At 62.4% G+C, this 17,493-nt stretch carries 15 protein-coding genes; 11 read left to right on the forward strand and 4 right to left on the reverse strand.

The genetic code is table 11. From position 1 onward, the window contains the following. Positions 1–96 precede the first annotated feature (96 nt). The 7 genes from mutL (at position 97) to KBW81_RS00180 (ending at position 7,720) form a co-directional block, all read left to right on the forward strand. Positions 97–1,935 carry a DNA mismatch repair endonuclease MutL gene (mutL, locus tag KBW81_RS00150; RefSeq protein ID WP_254247945.1) on the forward strand — a complete coding sequence of 613 codons (1,839 nt, stop codon included), beginning with the start codon at positions 97–99 and terminating at the stop codon, positions 1,933–1,935. After that, on the forward strand, positions 1,932–3,182 hold the full coding sequence (locus KBW81_RS00155) for a DNA recombination protein RmuC (RefSeq protein ID WP_254247946.1): 1,251 nt from the start codon (positions 1,932–1,934) through the stop codon (positions 3,180–3,182). The genes mutL and KBW81_RS00155 overlap by 4 nt, the downstream gene beginning before the upstream one ends. A 24-nt stretch (positions 3,183–3,206) precedes the next feature. After that, positions 3,207–3,584: a hypothetical protein gene (locus KBW81_RS00160; protein WP_090190176.1), complete on the forward strand. Its 378-nt coding sequence runs from the start codon at positions 3,207–3,209 to the stop codon at positions 3,582–3,584. A gap of 99 nt (positions 3,585–3,683) precedes the next feature. Next, positions 3,684–4,982: an NAD(P)/FAD-dependent oxidoreductase gene (locus tag KBW81_RS00165; RefSeq protein ID WP_254247947.1), complete on the forward strand. Its 1,299-nt coding sequence runs from the start codon at positions 3,684–3,686 to the stop codon at positions 4,980–4,982. After that, entirely contained in the window at positions 4,979–5,731 is a 753-nt protein-coding gene (locus KBW81_RS00170) for a DUF1365 domain-containing protein (protein ID WP_090190173.1), read from the forward strand. Before KBW81_RS00165 ends, KBW81_RS00170 begins: the two co-directional genes overlap by 4 nt. Then, on the forward strand, positions 5,728–6,936 hold the full coding sequence (locus KBW81_RS00175) for an MFS transporter (protein ID WP_090190276.1): 1,209 nt from the start codon (positions 5,728–5,730) through the stop codon (positions 6,934–6,936). The genes KBW81_RS00170 and KBW81_RS00175 overlap by 4 nt, the downstream gene beginning before the upstream one ends. Before the next feature lie 43 nt (positions 6,937–6,979). After that, positions 6,980–7,720, forward strand: coding sequence for an SDR family NAD(P)-dependent oxidoreductase (locus KBW81_RS00180; protein ID WP_245754242.1), 741 nt, complete (start codon positions 6,980–6,982; stop codon positions 7,718–7,720). Here the strand turns inward: KBW81_RS00180 and KBW81_RS00185 are convergent. From KBW81_RS00185 to KBW81_RS00195, 3 genes are read right to left on the reverse strand one after another with little or no spacing between them, the layout of a single operon-like run. Then, positions 7,717–8,757, reverse strand: a complete 1,041-nt coding sequence (locus KBW81_RS00185) for a saccharopine dehydrogenase (protein ID WP_254247948.1) — start codon at positions 8,755–8,757, stop codon at positions 7,717–7,719. The genes KBW81_RS00180 and KBW81_RS00185 overlap by 4 nt on opposite strands. Next, positions 8,754–9,371: a glutathione S-transferase family protein gene (locus tag KBW81_RS00190; RefSeq protein WP_254247949.1), complete on the reverse strand. Its 618-nt coding sequence runs from the start codon at positions 9,369–9,371 to the stop codon at positions 8,754–8,756. Before KBW81_RS00190 ends, KBW81_RS00185 begins: the two co-directional genes overlap by 4 nt. 11 nt (positions 9,372–9,382) lie before the next feature. After that, positions 9,383–10,027, reverse strand: a complete 645-nt coding sequence (locus KBW81_RS00195; RefSeq protein WP_254247950.1) for a histidine phosphatase family protein — start codon at positions 10,025–10,027, stop codon at positions 9,383–9,385. A gap of 247 nt (positions 10,028–10,274) precedes the next feature. Here KBW81_RS00195 and recQ point away from each other — a divergent pair, with 247 nt between their 5' ends. Further along, a complete protein-coding gene (recQ, locus tag KBW81_RS00200; protein WP_254247951.1) occupies positions 10,275–12,308 on the forward strand; it encodes a DNA helicase RecQ in 2,034 nt (677 codons plus the stop codon). Here recQ and KBW81_RS00205 read toward each other — a convergent pair. Continuing rightward, on the reverse strand, positions 12,305–12,907 hold the full coding sequence (locus KBW81_RS00205; RefSeq protein ID WP_254247952.1) for a glutathione S-transferase family protein: 603 nt from the start codon (positions 12,905–12,907) through the stop codon (positions 12,305–12,307). The genes recQ and KBW81_RS00205 overlap by 4 nt on opposite strands. Positions 12,908–12,982: 75 nt before the next feature. Here KBW81_RS00205 and KBW81_RS00210 point away from each other — a divergent pair, with 75 nt between their 5' ends. The 3 genes from KBW81_RS00210 to fdhF all read left to right on the forward strand — a co-directional run bounded on the left by KBW81_RS00210 (position 12,983) and on the right by fdhF (position 17,458). Then, a complete protein-coding gene (locus KBW81_RS00210) occupies positions 12,983–13,672 on the forward strand; it encodes a helix-turn-helix transcriptional regulator (protein WP_254247953.1) in 690 nt (229 codons plus the stop codon). A 73-nt stretch (positions 13,673–13,745) separates the two neighbouring features. Then, on the forward strand, positions 13,746–14,516 hold the full coding sequence (yaaA, locus tag KBW81_RS00215) for a peroxide stress protein YaaA (protein WP_254247954.1): 771 nt from the start codon (positions 13,746–13,748) through the stop codon (positions 14,514–14,516). Positions 14,517–14,680: 164 nt separating this feature from the next. Then, positions 14,681–17,458, forward strand: a complete 2,778-nt coding sequence (gene fdhF / locus KBW81_RS00220; RefSeq protein ID WP_254247955.1) for a formate dehydrogenase subunit alpha — start codon at positions 14,681–14,683, stop codon at positions 17,456–17,458. Positions 17,459–17,493 lie beyond the last annotated feature (35 nt).

The raw sequence follows: 17,493 nt of genomic DNA on the forward strand, positions 1-17,493 counted from the left end.
CTGCATTAAGGATTTTCGCGAAAATTCTTGCGGGCCGCCTTGGCGGTCCGGTTTTGCCCCTCGCAGAATCGGGCGCTGACTGCTATCTGTTGTGGCATGCAAACCGCTTCCCCCCAGATACGCCAAGACGCGCGCCCTGTGATCCGTCAGCTAGACGAATCCGCGATTAACCGTATTGCGGCGGGCGAGGTTGTGGAACGCCCCGCCTCTGCGGTGAAGGAACTGGTCGAGAATAGCATCGACGCCGGGGCGACGCGGATTGATGTCACCATCGCCGATGGCGGCAAGACGCTGATCCGTGTCGTTGACGATGGTTGCGGAATTGCCGGTCCTGATCTGCCGCTTGCGCTGTCGCGCCATGCTACGTCCAAGATTGACGGCTCCGACCTGCTGAACATCCACTCTTTTGGTTTCCGCGGAGAGGCATTGCCATCCCTTGGCGCTGTCGGGCGGCTGACAATCACCAGCCGCGCGGGTGACGAGGGTGCCAGTGTCCATGTCGCAGGTGGCCGCATGGGCGACGTGCGCCCCGCGGCCTGCGCGCGGGGCACCCAAGTCGATCTGGCTGATTTGTTCTATGCGACCCCGGCGCGGCTCAAGTTTCTGCGCACGGACCGCGCCGAAACGCAGGCCGTTGTGGATGTGATCCGCCGCCTTGCCATGGCAGAACCCTTTGTGACCTTTATCCTGCGCGATGCGACGGGGGGCGACACCCGCACCCTATTCCGCGCTGATGGCGAAACCGGCGATATGTTCGACGCCCTTGGCGGGCGACTGCGTGCCGTGCTGGGGCGCGATTTTGCCGAAAATGCCTTGCCGCTGGATGCAGAGCGTGACGGCTTTCACATGACCGGCTTTACGGCCCTGCCGACCTATTCCAAGGGTGCCGCCGTTGCCCAGTATCTGAACGTGAATGGCCGCCCTGTGCGGGACAAAATGCTGCTGGGTGCCCTGCGCGCCGCCTATATGGACGTGATGTCGCGCGATCGGCATCCCGTGGCTTGCCTGTTCATCGACTGCGATCCAACCTTGGTTGACGTGAACGTCCACCCCGCCAAGTCAGAGGTCCGCTTTCGCGATCCCGCCTGTGTGCGGGGGCTGATTGTCTCTGGCATCCGCCATGCGCTGGCCGAAGCGGGGCATCGCAGTTCGTCCACCGTCGGTCATGCCGCTTTGGGCGCGATGGCTGCGGCACCCGCACCCACGGACGCGCCGCGCATCTATCAGATGGACAGGCCTTCGCTTGGCCCGCGCTTTACCGCCGCGTCGATGACCTTCCAGTCAGGCTTTGCTGAACAACCCTCTGCCCGGATCGAGCCGGAGCCAGAGGCAGGTGCCGCGCCAGAACCGCAGCATTTGCCGCTTGGGGCCGCGCGGGCGCAGCTGCACGAAAACTACATCCTGTCCCAGACCGAAGCTGGCCTTGTGATCGTAGATGCCCATGCGGCGCATGAACGGCTGGTGTACGAGCGGCTGAAGGCGCAGATGGCCGATAGCGGCGTCGCCGCGCAGGCGCTGCTGATCCCAGAGATTATCGATCTGACACCAACGGAATCGGCGCTGCTTCTTGAATCAGCGGATGATCTGTCGCGGCTTGGGCTTGTGATCGAACCCTTTGGCGGCAGCGCGATTGCGGTGCGCGAAACGCCTGCGATCCTTGGGACTGTCGATGCCCGCCGCCTAGTGCTGGACGTGCTGGATACCCTGCAGGACGGCGGCGATACCGCCCCGCTGCAAGCGCGGATTGACGCGATCTTGTCGCGGGTTGCCTGCCACGGTTCTGTCCGCACAGGACGCCGCATGTCGGGGCCAGAAATGAACGCCCTGCTGCGAGAGATGGAGGCGACGCCGCTCTCGGGCCAGTGCAACCACGGGCGGCCCACGTCGATCACGCTGTCGATGGCAGATATCGACCGGTTGTTCGGGCGCACATGATCCAGATCGGGACGATGACGTTTAATTTAACCGATCCGCTTGTGTTGGCCGCATTGGTCGCTGCCATTGCGCTGATAATCCTGTTCTGGCTGCTGATCGCCGCTGCCCGCCGCGCGGCCCGGACGACGGAAACTGTAGATGCACTTGCGGGACAATTGGGGCAGCTGGGCGATTATATGCAGGCGCTTGGCAACGGGCAAAGCCAGCTTGCGGGTAATATCCAAAGCGTCAGTGACGCGCAGGCAACGGCGCAGATGCGCGTCATTCAGACGATGGAAACGCGTCTGGCGCAGGTGAATGCGCAGGTGGCGGAAAAGCTGGCGGATAACGCGCTGAAATCCGCCCGCAGCATGTTTGACCTGCAAGAGCGGATGAAAGAAACGCTGACCGGCAGCTCTGAGAAATCGACCAAGCAATTGACTGAATTGCAGGAACGGCTGGCCACCATCGACCGGGCGCAGTCCAACATCGAAAAGCTGTCGGGCGACGTGCTGTCCTTGCAGGACATCTTGTCGAACAAGCAGCGGCGCGGGCTGTTTGGGGAAATTCAGCTGACTGACATTGTGTCCAAGGCGCTGCCGACGGACAGTTATACCCTTCAACACACGCTGACGAACGGCAAGCGGGCCGACTGCCTTGTGCATCTGCCAAACCCGCCGGGCCCTATCGTCATCGACGCCAAATTCCCGTTCGAGGCCTACGAGGCGCTGACCCGCGCCGAGACGCCAGAGCTGCAAAAGCTTGCCCTGCGCGATTTGGGGCTGGCCGTGCGGGTGCACATCAAGGCGATTTCCGAGAAATACATCATCGAGGGCGAGACGGCGGACGGCGCCATCATGTTCCTGCCATCAGAGGCGGTTTACGCCGAACTACACGCTCGCCTGCCAGAGGTCGTGCGCGCGGGCTTTGATGCGCGCGTCTGGATCGTATCGCCCACGACCTGCATGGCGACCTTGAACACGATGCGGGCCATCCTAAAAGACGCGCGGATGCGCGAGCACACCAACGAGATCCGCAAGAACCTAAAGCTGCTGCACCGCGATGTCGAACTGATCGGCGTGCGCGCCAGCAAGCTAGAGATGCATCTGCGGCAGGCGAGCGAGGATGTGTCAGGCGTGATGACGGCCGCGACGCGGGCGGGCAAGCGGGCCGACCGGCTGGACAACTTCGACTTTGAAGAGCTGTCGCAGGACGACACAAGTGATCCATTGCCCCTTGCACCAGCGCGGGTCAGCGGCCAAGACTGACGCCAAGCCCGAAAGGAACGCGATATGAAGTACGCTTTGATGACCCTTGCCGCCTTGACCGTCTCGGCCTGCACCGGCCCGCTGGCTGATGGCCCGAACGCAACCAAGGCCGCCTTTGCCGATGCCTTTACCGATACGCCCTTCGAAGACGGCGCTGCGGTGACAGTGCTGGTGCGCGACACGGACCCGCTGCGCACGATCCAAACCTTTAACCTTGTGCCCTGCCAAGGCGGTAAAGCGGTTTGCGGCGGCTCTGCGCGCGGCACCGCTGGCACCTTGACGCTGGAAGGTCGCCAGTACGTGGTGCGCGGCGCCTATACCGGGCGCGATTTCTATCTGGACCCCAATGGCGACGGCTTTATGGGGCGCGGCACTGTGCTGGTTCCGCTGGCTTGGAACTAAGCCTGCGACAGATTACCACAAAGAATTATTGAAACCTTTTGTCCCGCCCCTGCGTGGCATGTGTCATGACACATCCCAACGCCCGCGACGGAGCCTGTAATGCCATTTGAGACATCCACGAACCTACCCCGCAAGATTGCAGTGATCGGGGCCGGCATTTCAGGCATGGGGGCGGCGCATGCTTTGGCGCGTGATCACCGCGTTGTGCTGTTCGAGGCAGGCAATCGCCTTGGCGGTCATGCCCGCACCCGCATGGCTGGCCCGCAAAAGGACACGCCGGTCGATACCGGATTTATCGTGTTCAATTATGCCAACTATCCCCATCTGACGGCGCTGTTCGATCACCTGTCGGTGCCTGTCGTCAAAAGCAACATGAGCTTTGGTGCGTCCTTTGATGGCGGGCGTTTGGAATATGCGCTGACCTCGCTTGATGCGCTGTTCGCACAGCGGCGCAATGCGGCGAACCCCTATTTCCTGCGCATGATCCGCGACGTGCTGCATTTCAACAAACACGGTCTTGCCGCCTGTCAGGACACGGACCTGACCATTGGCGGACTGATGAAACAGCTTGGGCTGTCGGATTATTTCCGCGACCATTACCTGCTGCCGTTTTCCGGCGCGATCTGGTCGACGCCCAAGGAAAAGATCCTCGATTTTCCGGCCTATGCGCTGCTGAAGTTTTTCGACAACCACGCGCTGCTGGGGGCCACGGGGCAGCACCAATGGTACACGGTTGAAGGCGGCAGCACCCAATACGTGCGCCGTCTGGGCGATGATCTGGAACAGCGCGGCGTGGATGTGCGGCTGGGCGCGCCCATCGGCGCTGTGCAGCGTACCCCCGCCGGGGTGCAGGTCCGCGCCATCGGGTCGGAGTGGGAAGATTTCGACGAGGTCGTCTTTGCCACCCATTCGGACGACACGCTGTCCTTGCTGGCGGACGCCAGCCCGGACGAGCGCGCAATCCTTGGGGCCGTGCGTTATCAGGCGAACAGCGTCGTGCTGCATTCGGACACCGCGATCATGCCAAAGCGGCGCAAGGTCTGGGCGTCTTGGATTTATACGGAAACCGCGAAGAAGCGCAGCGACCAAATTGATCTGACTTACTGGATGAACTCGCTGCAGCCGTGGCTGACTGGGACCGATTACATGGTCACCCTGAACACCACGCGCCCCATCCGCGAAGAGCTGATCTGGGATCAAACCAGCCTGCGCCACCCCGTCTATGACACCGCCGCGCTGGCAGCGCAGGACAAAGCGCGCGCGCTGAACGGCACCAACCGGACTTGGTTCTGCGGCGCATGGATGAAGAACGGGTTTCACGAGGACGGCCTGTCGTCGGCCTATGACGTCGTCACCGCCTTGAACGCGAACGAGCGGCAGGAGCTGGCCGCTCAGTGACCCAGATCGATCATATCGCAGGGCATACGTTTCACAGCCGCAAGGGCGCGGTGAAGAATGCCTTTCGATATTCGATCGACTACGTGATCTGCGATGCAGAGGCTGACGTGTCCGGCCCCTCTCTATTCGGGCGCAACGCTGGCGGTGTGATGTCGCTACACGACAGCGATCATGGCGGCGTGATGAAGGCTGGCACAGGCGCGGCATGGGTCCGCGCCGTGCTGGCCGCGAACGAAATTGAGCTGACAGGCCGGATCGATTTGCTCGCGCAGCCGCGCGTGCTGGGACATGTGTTTAACCCCGTCAGCTTTTGGCTGATCCACGATGACGCCGGCGTGCTGCGCTGCGTTATTGCCGAGGTGGGCAATACCTTTGGCGATCGCCATTCCTATCTGTGCCGCAGTGCGAACCTTGCACCGATCACCAAGGGCGTGCCGCTGGCGGCGGATAAAATATTCCATGTCTCACCCTTCCAGCCGATTGAAGGCGGATATGTGTTCCATTTTGATATCACGCCAGAGGCAGTTGATGTGCGCATTGACTACACGCGCGGCGCAGGCGGCTTGATTGCCACGCTAGCCGGCCCGCGCAAACCGCTAACCAACGCGGGTATCCTGCGTGCGATCCTACGTCGTCCTTTCGGCTCTCGCCGCGTTCTGGCGTTGATCCATTGGCAGGCGATAAAGCTGTGGTGGAAGGGCGCAACCTTTCGTCCATGGACCAAGCCGCCGACCGACGACATCACATGACCCGGCTGCCCGCCTTTGCGCTGTTCGCGGCGATCATCAATGCGGCAGGGCTGCCGATCTATATCTACGCACCGAAGTATTATGCCGACACTTACGGCGTCAGCCTGACGGCCCTTGGCGCGTTACTGGCCGCACTGCGGCTGGTGGACGTGGTGCAAGACCCGGCGCTGGGGTGGATCAGCGAACGGCTGGATAAGGGCAAGGCCTGGGCGGTCACGCTGGGCGTGCTGCTGCTGGCGGCGTCGATGCTGGGCTTGTTTGCCGTGCCGCCACCCATCGCGCCGCTGTGGTGGTTTGGCATCACGATCACCGCGCTGTTCAGCGCCTTTTCATTCCTGACCATCAACTTCTATGCCCAAGGCATCGCGAAGGCGGGCGCAGATGGGCACGTTCGGCTGGCGGCATGGCGCGAAACGGGGGCCTTGCTGGGCATCTGCGCCGCTGCCATCGCGCCGACGTTTCTGATGGGCGCGGTCGCAGCCCCCTTTGCCGTGTTCGCATGGGGCTTTGCCGTGCTGGCGCTGCTAGCCGCCGCGGTGATGTGGACCGAATGGCAGGGCCGCACGGTGGCAGAGGTCACGCCCATCCGCACCATCCTGTCCGACGCCATTACCCGCCGTTTGCTGCTGCTGGCCTTGGTCAACGCGACGCCGCTGGCGGTGTCGTCTACGCTGTTCCTGTTCTACGTCGACAGCCGCCTGCAAGCCCCAGGGTGGGAGGGACCCTTGCTCGTCCTCTTCTTCCTCGCCGCTGCGGTGTCATCACCGATCTGGTCGGCGCTGGCCCGCCGGTTCGGGCCAAAGCGCGTGCTGCTGGCAGCGATGGCGCTGGCGGTGATGTCCTTCGGCTATACATTGCGGCTAGGGGCGGGCGATCAGGTCGCCTTTGCCGTCGTTTGTGTGTTGTCAGGCGCATCTATTGGGGCCGACCTGACGCTGCTGCCCGCGATGTTTGCTCGGCGCATGGCGACGGTATCGCCCAATGGCGGGCAAGGCTTTGGGCTTTGGTCACTGGTGAACAAGCTGACGCTGGCCTTCGCGGCGGCGCTGCTGTTACCTTTGCTAGAACAGGTGGGCTTTCGGTCCAGCGGCGGCAGCACGGCGCAGGCGCTGACGCTGCTGACGTGGCTTTATGCAGGCGTGCCATGCGTGCTCAAATTACTGGCAATCGCGCTGTTATCCGCGACGCGGCTTGAGGACGCCTGATCCGGACCTATCTATAAAGGTAACAAAGACAGGAGAGTGCGACGTGGACTGGCAAGGCAAAAGATACTGGATCGTAGGCGCAAGCGAAGGTCTGGGCCGCGCGCTCGCGCATAAACTGAGCCGCGTCGGTGTCGAAGTCGTCGTCTCTGCCCGGTCAGAGGATCGCCTGAAATCGCTGGTCGAAGAGCTGCCCGGCAAGGCCAGCTATGTCACCGTCGATGTGTCCGATCTGGACGCAGTCGAAGCGGCCCGCGCCGAGGTGGGAGAGATCGACGGCGTGGTCTATCTGGCAGGCGTCTATTGGCCGATGGAATCGTCCGCTTGGAATAACAAACAGGCCGAGGCGATGGCCGATATCAATTACCTTGGTGCATCTCGCGTGGTGGGCAGCGTCATTAATGATTTCACCGCCCGCGATCATGGCCATATCGTTGTGACGTCCAGCCTGACCGCATTCCGCGGTCTGCCCGGCACGATTGGTTATACCGCATCGAAAGCTGCGGTCATGTCGCTGGCCGAATGCATGTATGCCGATCTGCGCAAGACCGGGGTGAACGTGCAGGTGGTCAATCCGGGCTTTGTCAAAACCCAGCTGACCGAAAAGAACGATTTCAACATGCCTTTCATCATGGAGCCGGAAGAGGCGGCGACCGCCATCTTCGAGCACATGAATAATCCGGAAAGCTTTAAGAAAAGCTTCCCGGCGGTATTTTCTTGGCTGTTCCGGCTGGGGCAATTCCTGCCGGATTGGGCCTATTACGGCATTTTCCGGCCCAAGGGCTAAGCAATCGCCTGATCGAACAGCTTTGACGCGCGCGCCCAGACATCCGATCCGGGCGTGGCTAAATGCGGCAATAGTTGCGCCGCGAAATCGGCAGAGCTTTCCAGCGGCATCAGCGACGGCAGGTTGTCGATCGCAGTGACGTCCAGCACGGGCGCGTCATGCACCCGCAGCGCTGGCGCGTCCCAGGTCGTCACGCGGTCATAAACCTTGATCGGGGAAAAGTCGCTGTCCGGATCGCAGGCGATATCGCCGATGACGCTGAGCCGGCGCTCTGCTGTCTTGGCGCTGGCAGGCACAAAGACGGGCGTGCCGGGGCGGGCCAGGATGCAGTTAAAGAACAGCTCATGCGCTAGGATTTCTGGGAAGGGGCCGCCGCTGGCGGTCTCTGCCATGTCCCACAGGGTCGTGCCAACGCCCATGTCCCGGCACAGATCGGCAGCTCCGGTGCCAACCCGGCCCAGCGCGCCGATGATCAGTGCGGACGGTGGCGGGGCGGTGATTCCCGCCATCGCGCCGCGCAAATCGGCAAGCAAGGCCGCCTGTGTCGGCACGGCGCGCACGGGGCCCATGACGCGGCCTTGCTGCTGCGCCATCCAGCACATCAGGCTAACCGCCGCGCCCGCGTAGCCAGCCCAATAGCCAAAGGCGGCGACCCTGCGGCCTGTGTCATCCGTCAGATATTCCAGATCAAGCAGCCGTCCGCCGCCCTCTTTGAAGCGGTCCAGCAGGACGCGCCCATCGGGCTGGCCCTTGTACGCGTGGCCGAACATGATGTGGGTGTGGCGCAGGGGTGTGCCGTCGGCGGGCAGTTCTTTCAGGCCAAAGATCAACGCATCAAGGGGGGCGTCCACCCATGCGCCCTCGGCTGCGATTTCGGCCCCTGCGGCGACGTAATCGGCAATGGTGACGATGCGCTGAACGCTGTCTTCGACCGTGACGCGCAGCCCTGCGGCGATCAGCGCAGCAACGCCGTCGGGCATGATGCCGACGCGGGCCTCGTGGTCGCGGCTTTCAGCGCGGACCCAAAGATGTGTCATGCCAGCATTCCTTTGTTGCGGGCGGCGCGCACGGCATAGCGATCGTGCATCATCACCTGATGCGCCGACAGGTTCGGAAATTGCGTAGTGTCGATGTGCAGGCGCGTCGCAAACCCGGTCAGCACGAACAGCCACGGATCAGCCAGCGTCAGGCTGTTGCCGATGGCAAAGGGTGCAAAGTCCAAGTGACCCTCAAGATAGGCCAGCGAGGCTGCCATCGTGTGCGGCGCTTTGGCAGTCATGTCGGCCCAAGAGGATTCCAAGTCCGCCCAACGCGGGCCCCGCATGGCATGGGCGTAATTCACATGCACGGTGGATGCGAGGTAGTGCATCGTTTCCCGCATGCGGGCCGCCTGAAAGGGGTCTTCGGGGATCAGGTGGGGGCCATGCTGCGCGGCAAGATATTCAAGGATCGCGCCCGTTTCTGTCAACACGCCCTGCGGTGTTTGCAGCGTCGGCACCCGCCCTTTGGGGTTCAGCGCAAGGTAGGCGGGCGACTGCTGCGACACGTCGCTGAAATCAACAAGGATGGGGGTGTAGGGGACCTCCAACTCTTCGAGCACGATGGCGGTGGCGGCGGAAATGGTCAGGGGATTATAATGCAGGGTCAGCATTGGCGAAGCTTTCAGTAAAAAGTGCGCTGGTCCGCGCGCGCGGCGGTATCAAGGTGGGGGGCGCTGTTGTAGCAGGTCAAAAGCGGCCCGTGATCGGTGACCTGAATGCGGTGCACGCTGGTGTTCAGGATCGGCAAAGCGACACGGGACATCTGCGGGATATCAAGGCCCAGCACGTCAGAAATCGCCTGCGCGATGATCCCGCCTGACGACACGCAAAGCACGCGTTTGCCGGGCTGGGCCGCCATCGCCATCACGTCACGAACGCGCTGGCGAAAGTCCTCGTAATACTCGGCCCCGCCGATTTCACCGGCCCGCCACGCGGTCAGAGTCGCTGGAAAATGCGTGACGAAATCGTCCGGGCTGGTGCGCGCGGTGCCGTGCTTTTCCTTCATTTCGTGCGTCAGGTCGTAATAGGCGATTTCGTTCAGCCGGGCATCGCTGGGTGCATCGGCATAGCCAAGGCCCGCGATGGTTTCGCGCTGGCGGCGCAGTGTGCCGGACAGCACGACATCATAAGGCCGGTCATGCTCGCGCATCCATGCGCCCAGCCAAGCGGCTTGTTCGTGACCAAGGTCAGAGAGGCGATCATACTCGGCCTCTGTCGTCGCAGCGGAATTGGCCTGGCCGTGGCGGACCAGCGTGATTTCACCCATGGTGCGGCTCCTTATCTTTGGCGTTGGGTTAAGCCGTTGCGCCCCTGATGGCAACGGTGCGGACAGCGCGGGCGCGGACCCTCCGGGGGGAGTATTTGGAGCAAGATGAATGGGGAAGGTGCCCGGCGCGCGCGTATTTGGGCAATGCTGTATGAGGGCGTCACAAGGGTGTGCAGCGTTCGGGACTTGTTTACGGATTCCCGGCATGAAATTGTGCGGGTTCAGGCACAATAGAGTTAGGGTACAGATGCAGGCCGACACGTTGCTGCGCGATGTCTTTGGATTCGACGGGTTTCGGCCCGGTCAGGAAGAGATCGTGGATGCCGTGGTGGCGGGGCAGAATACGCTTGCGATTATGCCGACGGGCGGCGGTAAATCGCTGTGTTTCCAGCTGCCAGCCTTGGTGCGCCCCGGTGTGACCGTCGTGATATCGCCGCTGATTGCGCTGATGCGCGATCAGGTGCGCGGGTTGCAGGCGGCGGGTGTGGCGGCGGGTGCGCTGACATCTGGCAATACAGAAGAAGAGACGGACGCGGTCTGGGCGCAGCTGGCGGCGGGCACGCTCAAGCTGCTGTATATGGCACCGGAGCGGCTAGCGTCCTTTGGCACCCAGCGCATGTTGCGCGAGGCGAATGTCACGCTGATTGCCGTGGACGAGGCGCATTGCGTCAGCCAGTGGGGCCATGATTTCCGGCCCGATTATTTGCGTATCGGCGAGCTGCGCGAGATGCTGGATGTGCCGCTGGCGGCCTTTACCGCGACGGCGGATGCGGAAACGCAGGTCGAGATTATCCAAAAGCTGTTCAACGGGCAGCAACCGGCGACATTTCTGCGCGGCTTTGATCGGCCGAATATCCATCTGGCCTTTGCCGTAAAGGATAATCCGCGCAACCAGATTTTGGGCTTTGCCGCCGCGCGCAAGGGCCAGTCCGGCATTGTGTATTGTGGCACCCGGGCGAAGACGGAAACGCTGAGCCAAGCGCTTGGGCAGGCGGGGCATTCGGCCTGTTATTACCATGGCGGCATGGATGCGGAATCGCGCCGCGATGTGGAACGGCGGTTTCAGCAAGAGGACGGCTTGATCGTCACCGCGACCGTGGCCTTTGGGATGGGCATTGATAAGCCGGATATCCGATGGGTTGCGCATGCGGATCTGCCCAAGTCGATTGAAGGCTACTATCAGGAAATCGGGCGCGGCGGCCGGGACGGCGAGCCTGCAGAGACGCTGACCCTGTATGGTCCCGAGGACATACGCTATCGCCGCCAGCAGATTGACGAAGGGCTTGCCCCGCCAGAGCGGCGCGCCGCGGATCATGGGCGGCTGAATGCGCTGCTTGGGCTGGCTGAAGCGTTGGAGTGCCGCCGTTTGAACCTGCTGCGGTATTTTGGCGAAGACCCAAAACCTTGCGGCAACTGTGATCTGTGCGACAAACCGGCGGAGTTGTTCGATGCGACGACGCCTGTGCGCATGGCCTTGTCCGCCGCCTTGCGGACCGATGAATGGTTCGGCGCGAACCATTTGATCGACATCGTGATGGGCGCGGATACGGCCAAGATCCGTGAACGCGGACATGACGCGCTGCCGACCTACGGGGTCGGCAAGGAATACGATAAACGTCAGTGGCAGGCGATTTTCCGTCAGATGATGGGGCGCGATTTGTTTCGCCCTGATCCGGCGCGGCACGGGGCCTTGCGCATGACCGACGCCGCGATCCCGATCTTGAAGGGCGAGGAAAAGATCACGCTGCGCAAAGATACGATCACGAATGCCAAGTTCAGCCCCGCCGTGCGCGCCATGGTCAGCGAAGAGGACGCGCCGCTACTGTCTGCGCTGAAAGCCAAGCGCCGTGCGCTGGCAGAGGCGGCGGGCGGGCCTGCCTATATCATCTTTAACGACAAAACCTTGATCGAGATGGCAGAGCGTAAGCCCGCCAATCTGGACCAGATGGCCCGCATCGGCGGCGTTGGTGCGAAAAAGCTGGAAAGCTATGGCCGCGCGTTTCTAGAGGTCATCGCTGGTGCCGTAGAAGACGTGCACCCCGCCCGCATGAAACTCGCGGGGCGAAGCGAGGGCGCAGTCTATGATCGTCTGCTGGCCGTGCAGGCTGATCTGACGCGGGGGCCGGATGGCCTAGATAAACCGATGAGCTGTAGCGCTGCGCAGCTGGCCAAGGTCGCGCAACTGCGCAGCGCTGATAGCAGCGCCGTCGCCCGCGTGATTGGTGATCGTCACGCGGAACGCTTTGGCGATGCCTTTCTGGCGGTCTTGTCGGACGGCTAGGCCGCCAGCTTGGCGTCATACGCGGCCGACATCTGCGCGCTGGGCTGGGCCTGGCAGCGCGCCAGCCAGTCCTGCACAGCTGGCGCTTTGGGCGCAAAAGACGGCATCCATTGGAAGGGAGAGCTGACCAGCAGGTCGGCCGCCGAAAAGGTATCGCCCAGCAAATAGGGCTGATCGGTCAGGGCGGCGACCAAGGCATCGCTCATTTCTTGTGTGCCGCGGAAATTGCTGTGCAGGCCGGGGTGGTCCAGGCCAAGCAAGGTTGTGACCATCACCGGTTCCACGACGGCACCGTAGTAGGCCAGCCAGCCAAGGTAAGCGCCGCGATTTGGGTCGCCGACGGCGGGGCCAAGCGGGCTTGGGAACAGCTCTGTCAGATACTGGATGATCGCGCCGCGTTCGCGGATCGCGGTGCCGTTATGGACCAGCAACGGCACCTTGCCTTCGGGGTGGGGGTTGGCCGGGTCGGGGGCACCACTTCCGTTTTGCCTCACGATGTCGACGATGCGGATATCGACCTTGTCCATCACGTCCAGCGCCATCAACAGTTGGATGATGCCGGTCGAACGGGTGAAGGGGGCGTGATAAAGCGTCAGCATGGTTTTTCCTTTTCAAGTGCGGTGTGATGGCCCTTTATAAGCGCAGCACTACTGTCAGTTTCCGTCAGGATCGTCATGGCCCGCACTGATCGCCTGTTTCGCCTTATTGACGCGCTACGGCGCTTGCCGCCGCCGGTCACGGCTGCGCAGCTGGCGGCCGAGACCGAGGTGTCGCCGCGCACGCTGTACCGGGACATCGACACGCTGCGCCGCGGCGGTGCGCTGATCGATGGCGCGCCGGGATATGGCTATACCCTGACCGAAGACACCGCCTTGCCGCCGCAGACCTTTACCCAAGAGGAAATCGAAGCGCTGGTGCTGGGGCTGGCCGAGGCACAGCATCGCGGCGATCCGGCTTTGTCAGCGGCGGCAGATACGGCGCTGGGCAAGATTATCGCGACCTTGCCCGACCGGATGCAGCGGCAGGCGCAACATGCCGCCATCATGGTGCGGCGGGTTGAACGCCCGCCCCAGCCCGCCGCCGATCTGTCGCTGATCCGCCGCGCCTGTTGGGACGAACTGGCGCTGGATATCGCCTATGTCGATGCCACGGGGGCTGCGTCGGACCGGCGGATTTTGCCGCTGGCGATGGTCTATCTTGATCGCGGCATTATGGTGCTGGCGTGGTGTGTTTTGCGGCAGGATTTTCGCAAGTTCATGGCCGACCGCATCACCAGCGCGGCCTTGACCGATGACAGCTTTCGTCCGCGGCGTGCCGGGATGCTGCGGGACTATGTGGCGCAGATGACAGCCAATCGCCGCTGACCTGCGACATCGGTGCCGGGTGGTATCCGCCCGCTGGAGTGCTAGAACATCGCCAAACCTGCCCGGAGGCCCCATGCTCGTCACCATCTCGCCCGCCAAATCGCTGGACCTGTCCCCCGTGGACCACGCGCCGACCCAGCCCCTGTTCGCCGATGACGCCGTGCGGCTGGCGAAAACCATGCGCGGGCTGTCCTTGGCAGAGCTGCGGAGCCTAATGAAGTTGTCAGAGGATCTGGCAAAGCTGAACCGGGACCGGTTCAACGCCTTTAGCGCCGACCCCGCGCCAGAGGCTATAAAGCCTGCCGCTTGGCTGTTCGACGGCGACACCTATACCGGTCTGGATGCGACATCGCTGGAGCCCGAGGATATCGGGGTCGCGCAAGAGCGGCTTTGTATCCTGTCAGGGCTTTACGGCGTGCTGCGGCCTTTGGATGGCATCCAGCCCTACCGGCTTGAGATGGGATCGCGGCTGAAAACCCGCCGCGGCGCGAACCTTTATGACTATTGGGGCGACAGCATCGCCAAAGCGCTGAATGCGCGGGCCGATGAGGCCGGGACAGATGTCTTGGTGAATTGTGCCAGTCAGGAATACTTTGGTGCGGTGGACCGCAAGGCGCTGAAATTGCGCGTGATCACCCCGCAGTTTCTAGAGGTGAAAGAGGGACGGCCGCGCGTTGTGTCCTTCTTTGCCAAGCGCGCCCGCGGTGCGATGGCACGGTTTATGGTCACGCAGCGTGTCACCGCGCCTGACGGGATCAAGGATTTCGGCACCGGTGGGTATCGCTTTGATCCGGACTTGTCGGAGGGCGACAGCTGGGCCTTTGTGCGTGATTATCCAAGCTAAGCGATTTCTGGCAGGGTGGATGCCTCCGGCGGGAGTTTATTTGGCAAGATGAAAGGGTGTCATTGGGCCCGGTGCCGCGAAATGCAGGCCGAGGGTCGCGTGTGTTTGATGACGCGGGGGCGCAGGTGCGCTAGGTCTTGGGGTAAGCGGGGGAGCAGGACGCCATGACCGAGACCATTACATTCACGCTGGACGGCGAAACTGTGCAGGCCCGCCCGGGCGAGACGATCTGGGAGGTGGCGCATGGGCGCGGCCTGGTGATCCCGCATCTGTGTTTCAAGGACGCCAAAAGCTATCGTCCTGACGGAAATTGCCGCGCCTGCATGGTCGCGATTGAAGGCGAGCGGACTTTGGCTGCGTCTTGTGTGCGGGTGCCTTCGGACGGCATGGTCGTGACGACTGACAAGCCGCGCGAAGTGCAGGCACGGGCGATGGTGATGGAGCTGTTGCTGGCCGATCAGCCGGCGCGGGACGTCGCGCATGATCAGTCGAGCCATATGTGGAATATGGCGGATCGCGTCGGCGTTGCTGGCAGCCGCTTTGCGCCAAAGGATGCGGCGCATGTGCCGCTGCTGGATTCCAGCCATGTCGCCATGCGCGTCAATCTTGATGCCTGTATCCAGTGCAACCTGTGTGTGCGTGCCTGCCGCGAGGTGCAGGTGAACGACGTGATCGGCATGGCGGGACGCGGGGCGGATGCCTATCCGGTATTCGATCTGGATGATCCCATGGGCGACAGCACTTGCGTAGCTTGCGGCGAATGTGTGCAGGCCTGCCCGACCGGTGCGCTGATGGAGGCATCCGTGCTGGACGCAGCGCAGGTTGGCGATAGCGCGGATTTCGATGAAGAGGTCGCCAGCGTTTGCCCCTTCTGCGGCGTTGGCTGCCAGATCAGCCTGAAGGTCAAGGATGGACGGGTTAAGTATGTGGACGGGTTGGACGGCCCCGCGAACGAGGGGCGGCTGTGCGTCAAAGGGCGCTTTGGCTTTGACTATATCCACCACCCGCACCGCCTAACCAAGCCGCTGATCCGGCGGATTGATGCGCCCGCGAAGGGGCTGAACGTTGATCCAGGCAATTGGGGCGATGTGTTTCGAGAGGCCACGTGGGAAGAGGCGATGAGCGTCGCCGCTGGCGGTCTGGGCGGCTTGCGCGCCGCACATGGCGGTACGGCTGTCGCAGGCTTTGGCAGTGCGAAATGCACCAATGAAGAGGCGTATCTGTTCCAAAAGCTGATCCGTCAGGGCTTTGGTCACAACAACGTCGATCATTGCACCCGGCTGTGCCACGCATCCTCTGTGGCGGCGCTGATGGAAAATGTCGGCTCTGGCGCTGTGACGGCGACCTTTAACGAGATCGAGAATGCGGATGTGGCCATCGTCATCGGGGCCAATCCGATTGAAAACCACCCTGTTGCCGCGACCTATTTCAAGCAGTTCACCCAGCGCGGTGGCAAGCTGATTGTCATGGACCCGCGCGGGCAGGCGCTGAAGCGGTTTGCGTCCCATATGTTGCAGTTCAAACCGGGCACCGATGTGGCCATGCTGAACGCGATCTGCAACGTGATCGTCACCGAAGGGTTGTTCGACCGCCAATACATCGAAGGCTACACCGAAAACTGGGCGGCAGAGCAGGCACACCTGCAAGCCTATGATCCGGAAAGCATGGCTGCGATTTGCGGCATCGACGCAGACATGTTGCGCGATGTGGCCCGCACCTTTGCCGGGGCCAAGGCGGGGATGATTTTCTGGGGGATGGGCGTCAGCCAGCACACCTATGGTACCGATAATGCGCGGTGCTTGATCAGCCTTGCGCTCATGACCGGGCAGATCGGGCGGCCGGGGACTGGCCTGCATCCGCTGCGCGGGCAGAACAATGTGCAGGGTGCCTCTGACGCCGGTATGATCCCGATGTTCCTGCCGGATTATCAGTCTGTCACCAGCGCTGACATCCGCGCGAATTTTGAACAGGTCTGGGGCGGCACACCGATTGATCCGCAAAAGGGTCTGACCGTGACCGAGATTCTGGACGCCGTCCACGAGGGCCAGATCAAGGGGATGTACATCCTTGGCGAAAACCCTGCGATGTCGGACCCTGACCTAGATCACGCCCGCGCGGCGCTGGCCAAGCTGGACTGTCTGGTCGTGCAGGACATCTTTTTGACGGAAACCGCGAACTTTGCCGATGTGATCCTGCCCGCCAGCGCCTTTGCCGAAAAGACCGGCACAGTCACCAATACGAACCGCCAAGTGCAGATGGGTCGCCCTGCCGTGCCGCCGCCGGGTGATGCGCGCGAGGATTGGGTCATCATCACCGATCTGGCGCAGCGGCTGGGCCTTGATTGGACCTATGACCATCCGCGCCAAGTCTATGACGAAATGGCGGGGACGATGCCGTCGCTGGACAACATCACGTGGGACCGGTTGGAACGCGGCGCTGTAACCTATCCGTCGCTGTCGCCCACCGATCCCGGTCAGCCGATCATGTTCGCGAACGGCTTTCCCCGCGACGGCGGCCGCGCAAAGTTCACGCCTGCCAATGTCATCGCTCCGGCAGAAGAGCCGGATGCCGACTATCCGATGGTGCTGACCACCGGCCGCCAGTTGGAACATTGGCACACGGGATCAATGACGCGCCGTGCCACTGTGCTGGACGCGGTCGAGCCTGAGGCGAACTGTTCCCTGCATCCTGACACACTGCGCCGCCTTGGCGTAGCCCCCGGTGATCTGGTGGAACTGACGACGCGGCGCGGGTCCATTCGGATCATGGCACGGGCAGATCGCGCTGTTGCGGCTGATATGGTGTTTTTACCCTTTGCCTTTGTCGAAGCCGCCGCTAACCTTCTGACGAACCCTGCGGTTGATCCTTTTGGCAAAATACCAGAGTTTAAGTACGCAGCGGTCCGCGTCACAGCGATTCAAACGGCTGAAAACGTGTTGTAACGCCCGATCAGGTTCCATCACATTCAAGAGTCCGC

The organism is Loktanella salsilacus, from assembly GCF_024206795.1.
GTDB classification, from domain to species: Bacteria; Pseudomonadota; Alphaproteobacteria; order Rhodobacterales; family Rhodobacteraceae; genus Loktanella; species Loktanella salsilacus.

Excerpts from the sequence above, each read along its gene's own strand:
- fdhF (WP_254247955.1), top strand. The coding sequence starts at position 14,681 with ATGACCGAGACCATTACATTCACGCTGGACGGCGAAACTGTGCAGGCC.
- KBW81_RS00195 (WP_254247950.1), bottom strand. The coding sequence starts at position 10,027 with ATGGGTGAAATCACGCTGGTCCGCCACGGCCAGGCCAATTCCGCTGCG.
- recQ (WP_254247951.1), top strand. The coding sequence starts at position 10,275 with ATGCAGGCCGACACGTTGCTGCGCGATGTCTTTGGATTCGACGGGTTT.
- mutL (WP_254247945.1), top strand. The coding sequence starts at position 97 with ATGCAAACCGCTTCCCCCCAGATACGCCAAGACGCGCGCCCTGTGATC.
- KBW81_RS00210 (WP_254247953.1), top strand. The coding sequence starts at position 12,983 with ATGGCCCGCACTGATCGCCTGTTTCGCCTTATTGACGCGCTACGGCGC.
- KBW81_RS00175 (WP_090190276.1), top strand. The coding sequence starts at position 5,728 with ATGACCCGGCTGCCCGCCTTTGCGCTGTTCGCGGCGATCATCAATGCG.
- KBW81_RS00190 (WP_254247949.1), bottom strand. The coding sequence starts at position 9,371 with ATGCTGACCCTGCATTATAATCCCCTGACCATTTCCGCCGCCACCGCC.
- KBW81_RS00185 (WP_254247948.1), bottom strand. The coding sequence starts at position 8,757 with ATGACACATCTTTGGGTCCGCGCTGAAAGCCGCGACCACGAGGCCCGC.
- yaaA (WP_254247954.1), top strand. The coding sequence starts at position 13,746 with ATGCTCGTCACCATCTCGCCCGCCAAATCGCTGGACCTGTCCCCCGTG.
- KBW81_RS00165 (WP_254247947.1), top strand. The coding sequence starts at position 3,684 with ATGCCATTTGAGACATCCACGAACCTACCCCGCAAGATTGCAGTGATC.
- KBW81_RS00155 (WP_254247946.1), top strand. The coding sequence starts at position 1,932 with ATGATCCAGATCGGGACGATGACGTTTAATTTAACCGATCCGCTTGTG.
- KBW81_RS00160 (WP_090190176.1), top strand. The coding sequence starts at position 3,207 with ATGAAGTACGCTTTGATGACCCTTGCCGCCTTGACCGTCTCGGCCTGC.
- KBW81_RS00205 (WP_254247952.1), bottom strand. The coding sequence starts at position 12,907 with ATGCTGACGCTTTATCACGCCCCCTTCACCCGTTCGACCGGCATCATC.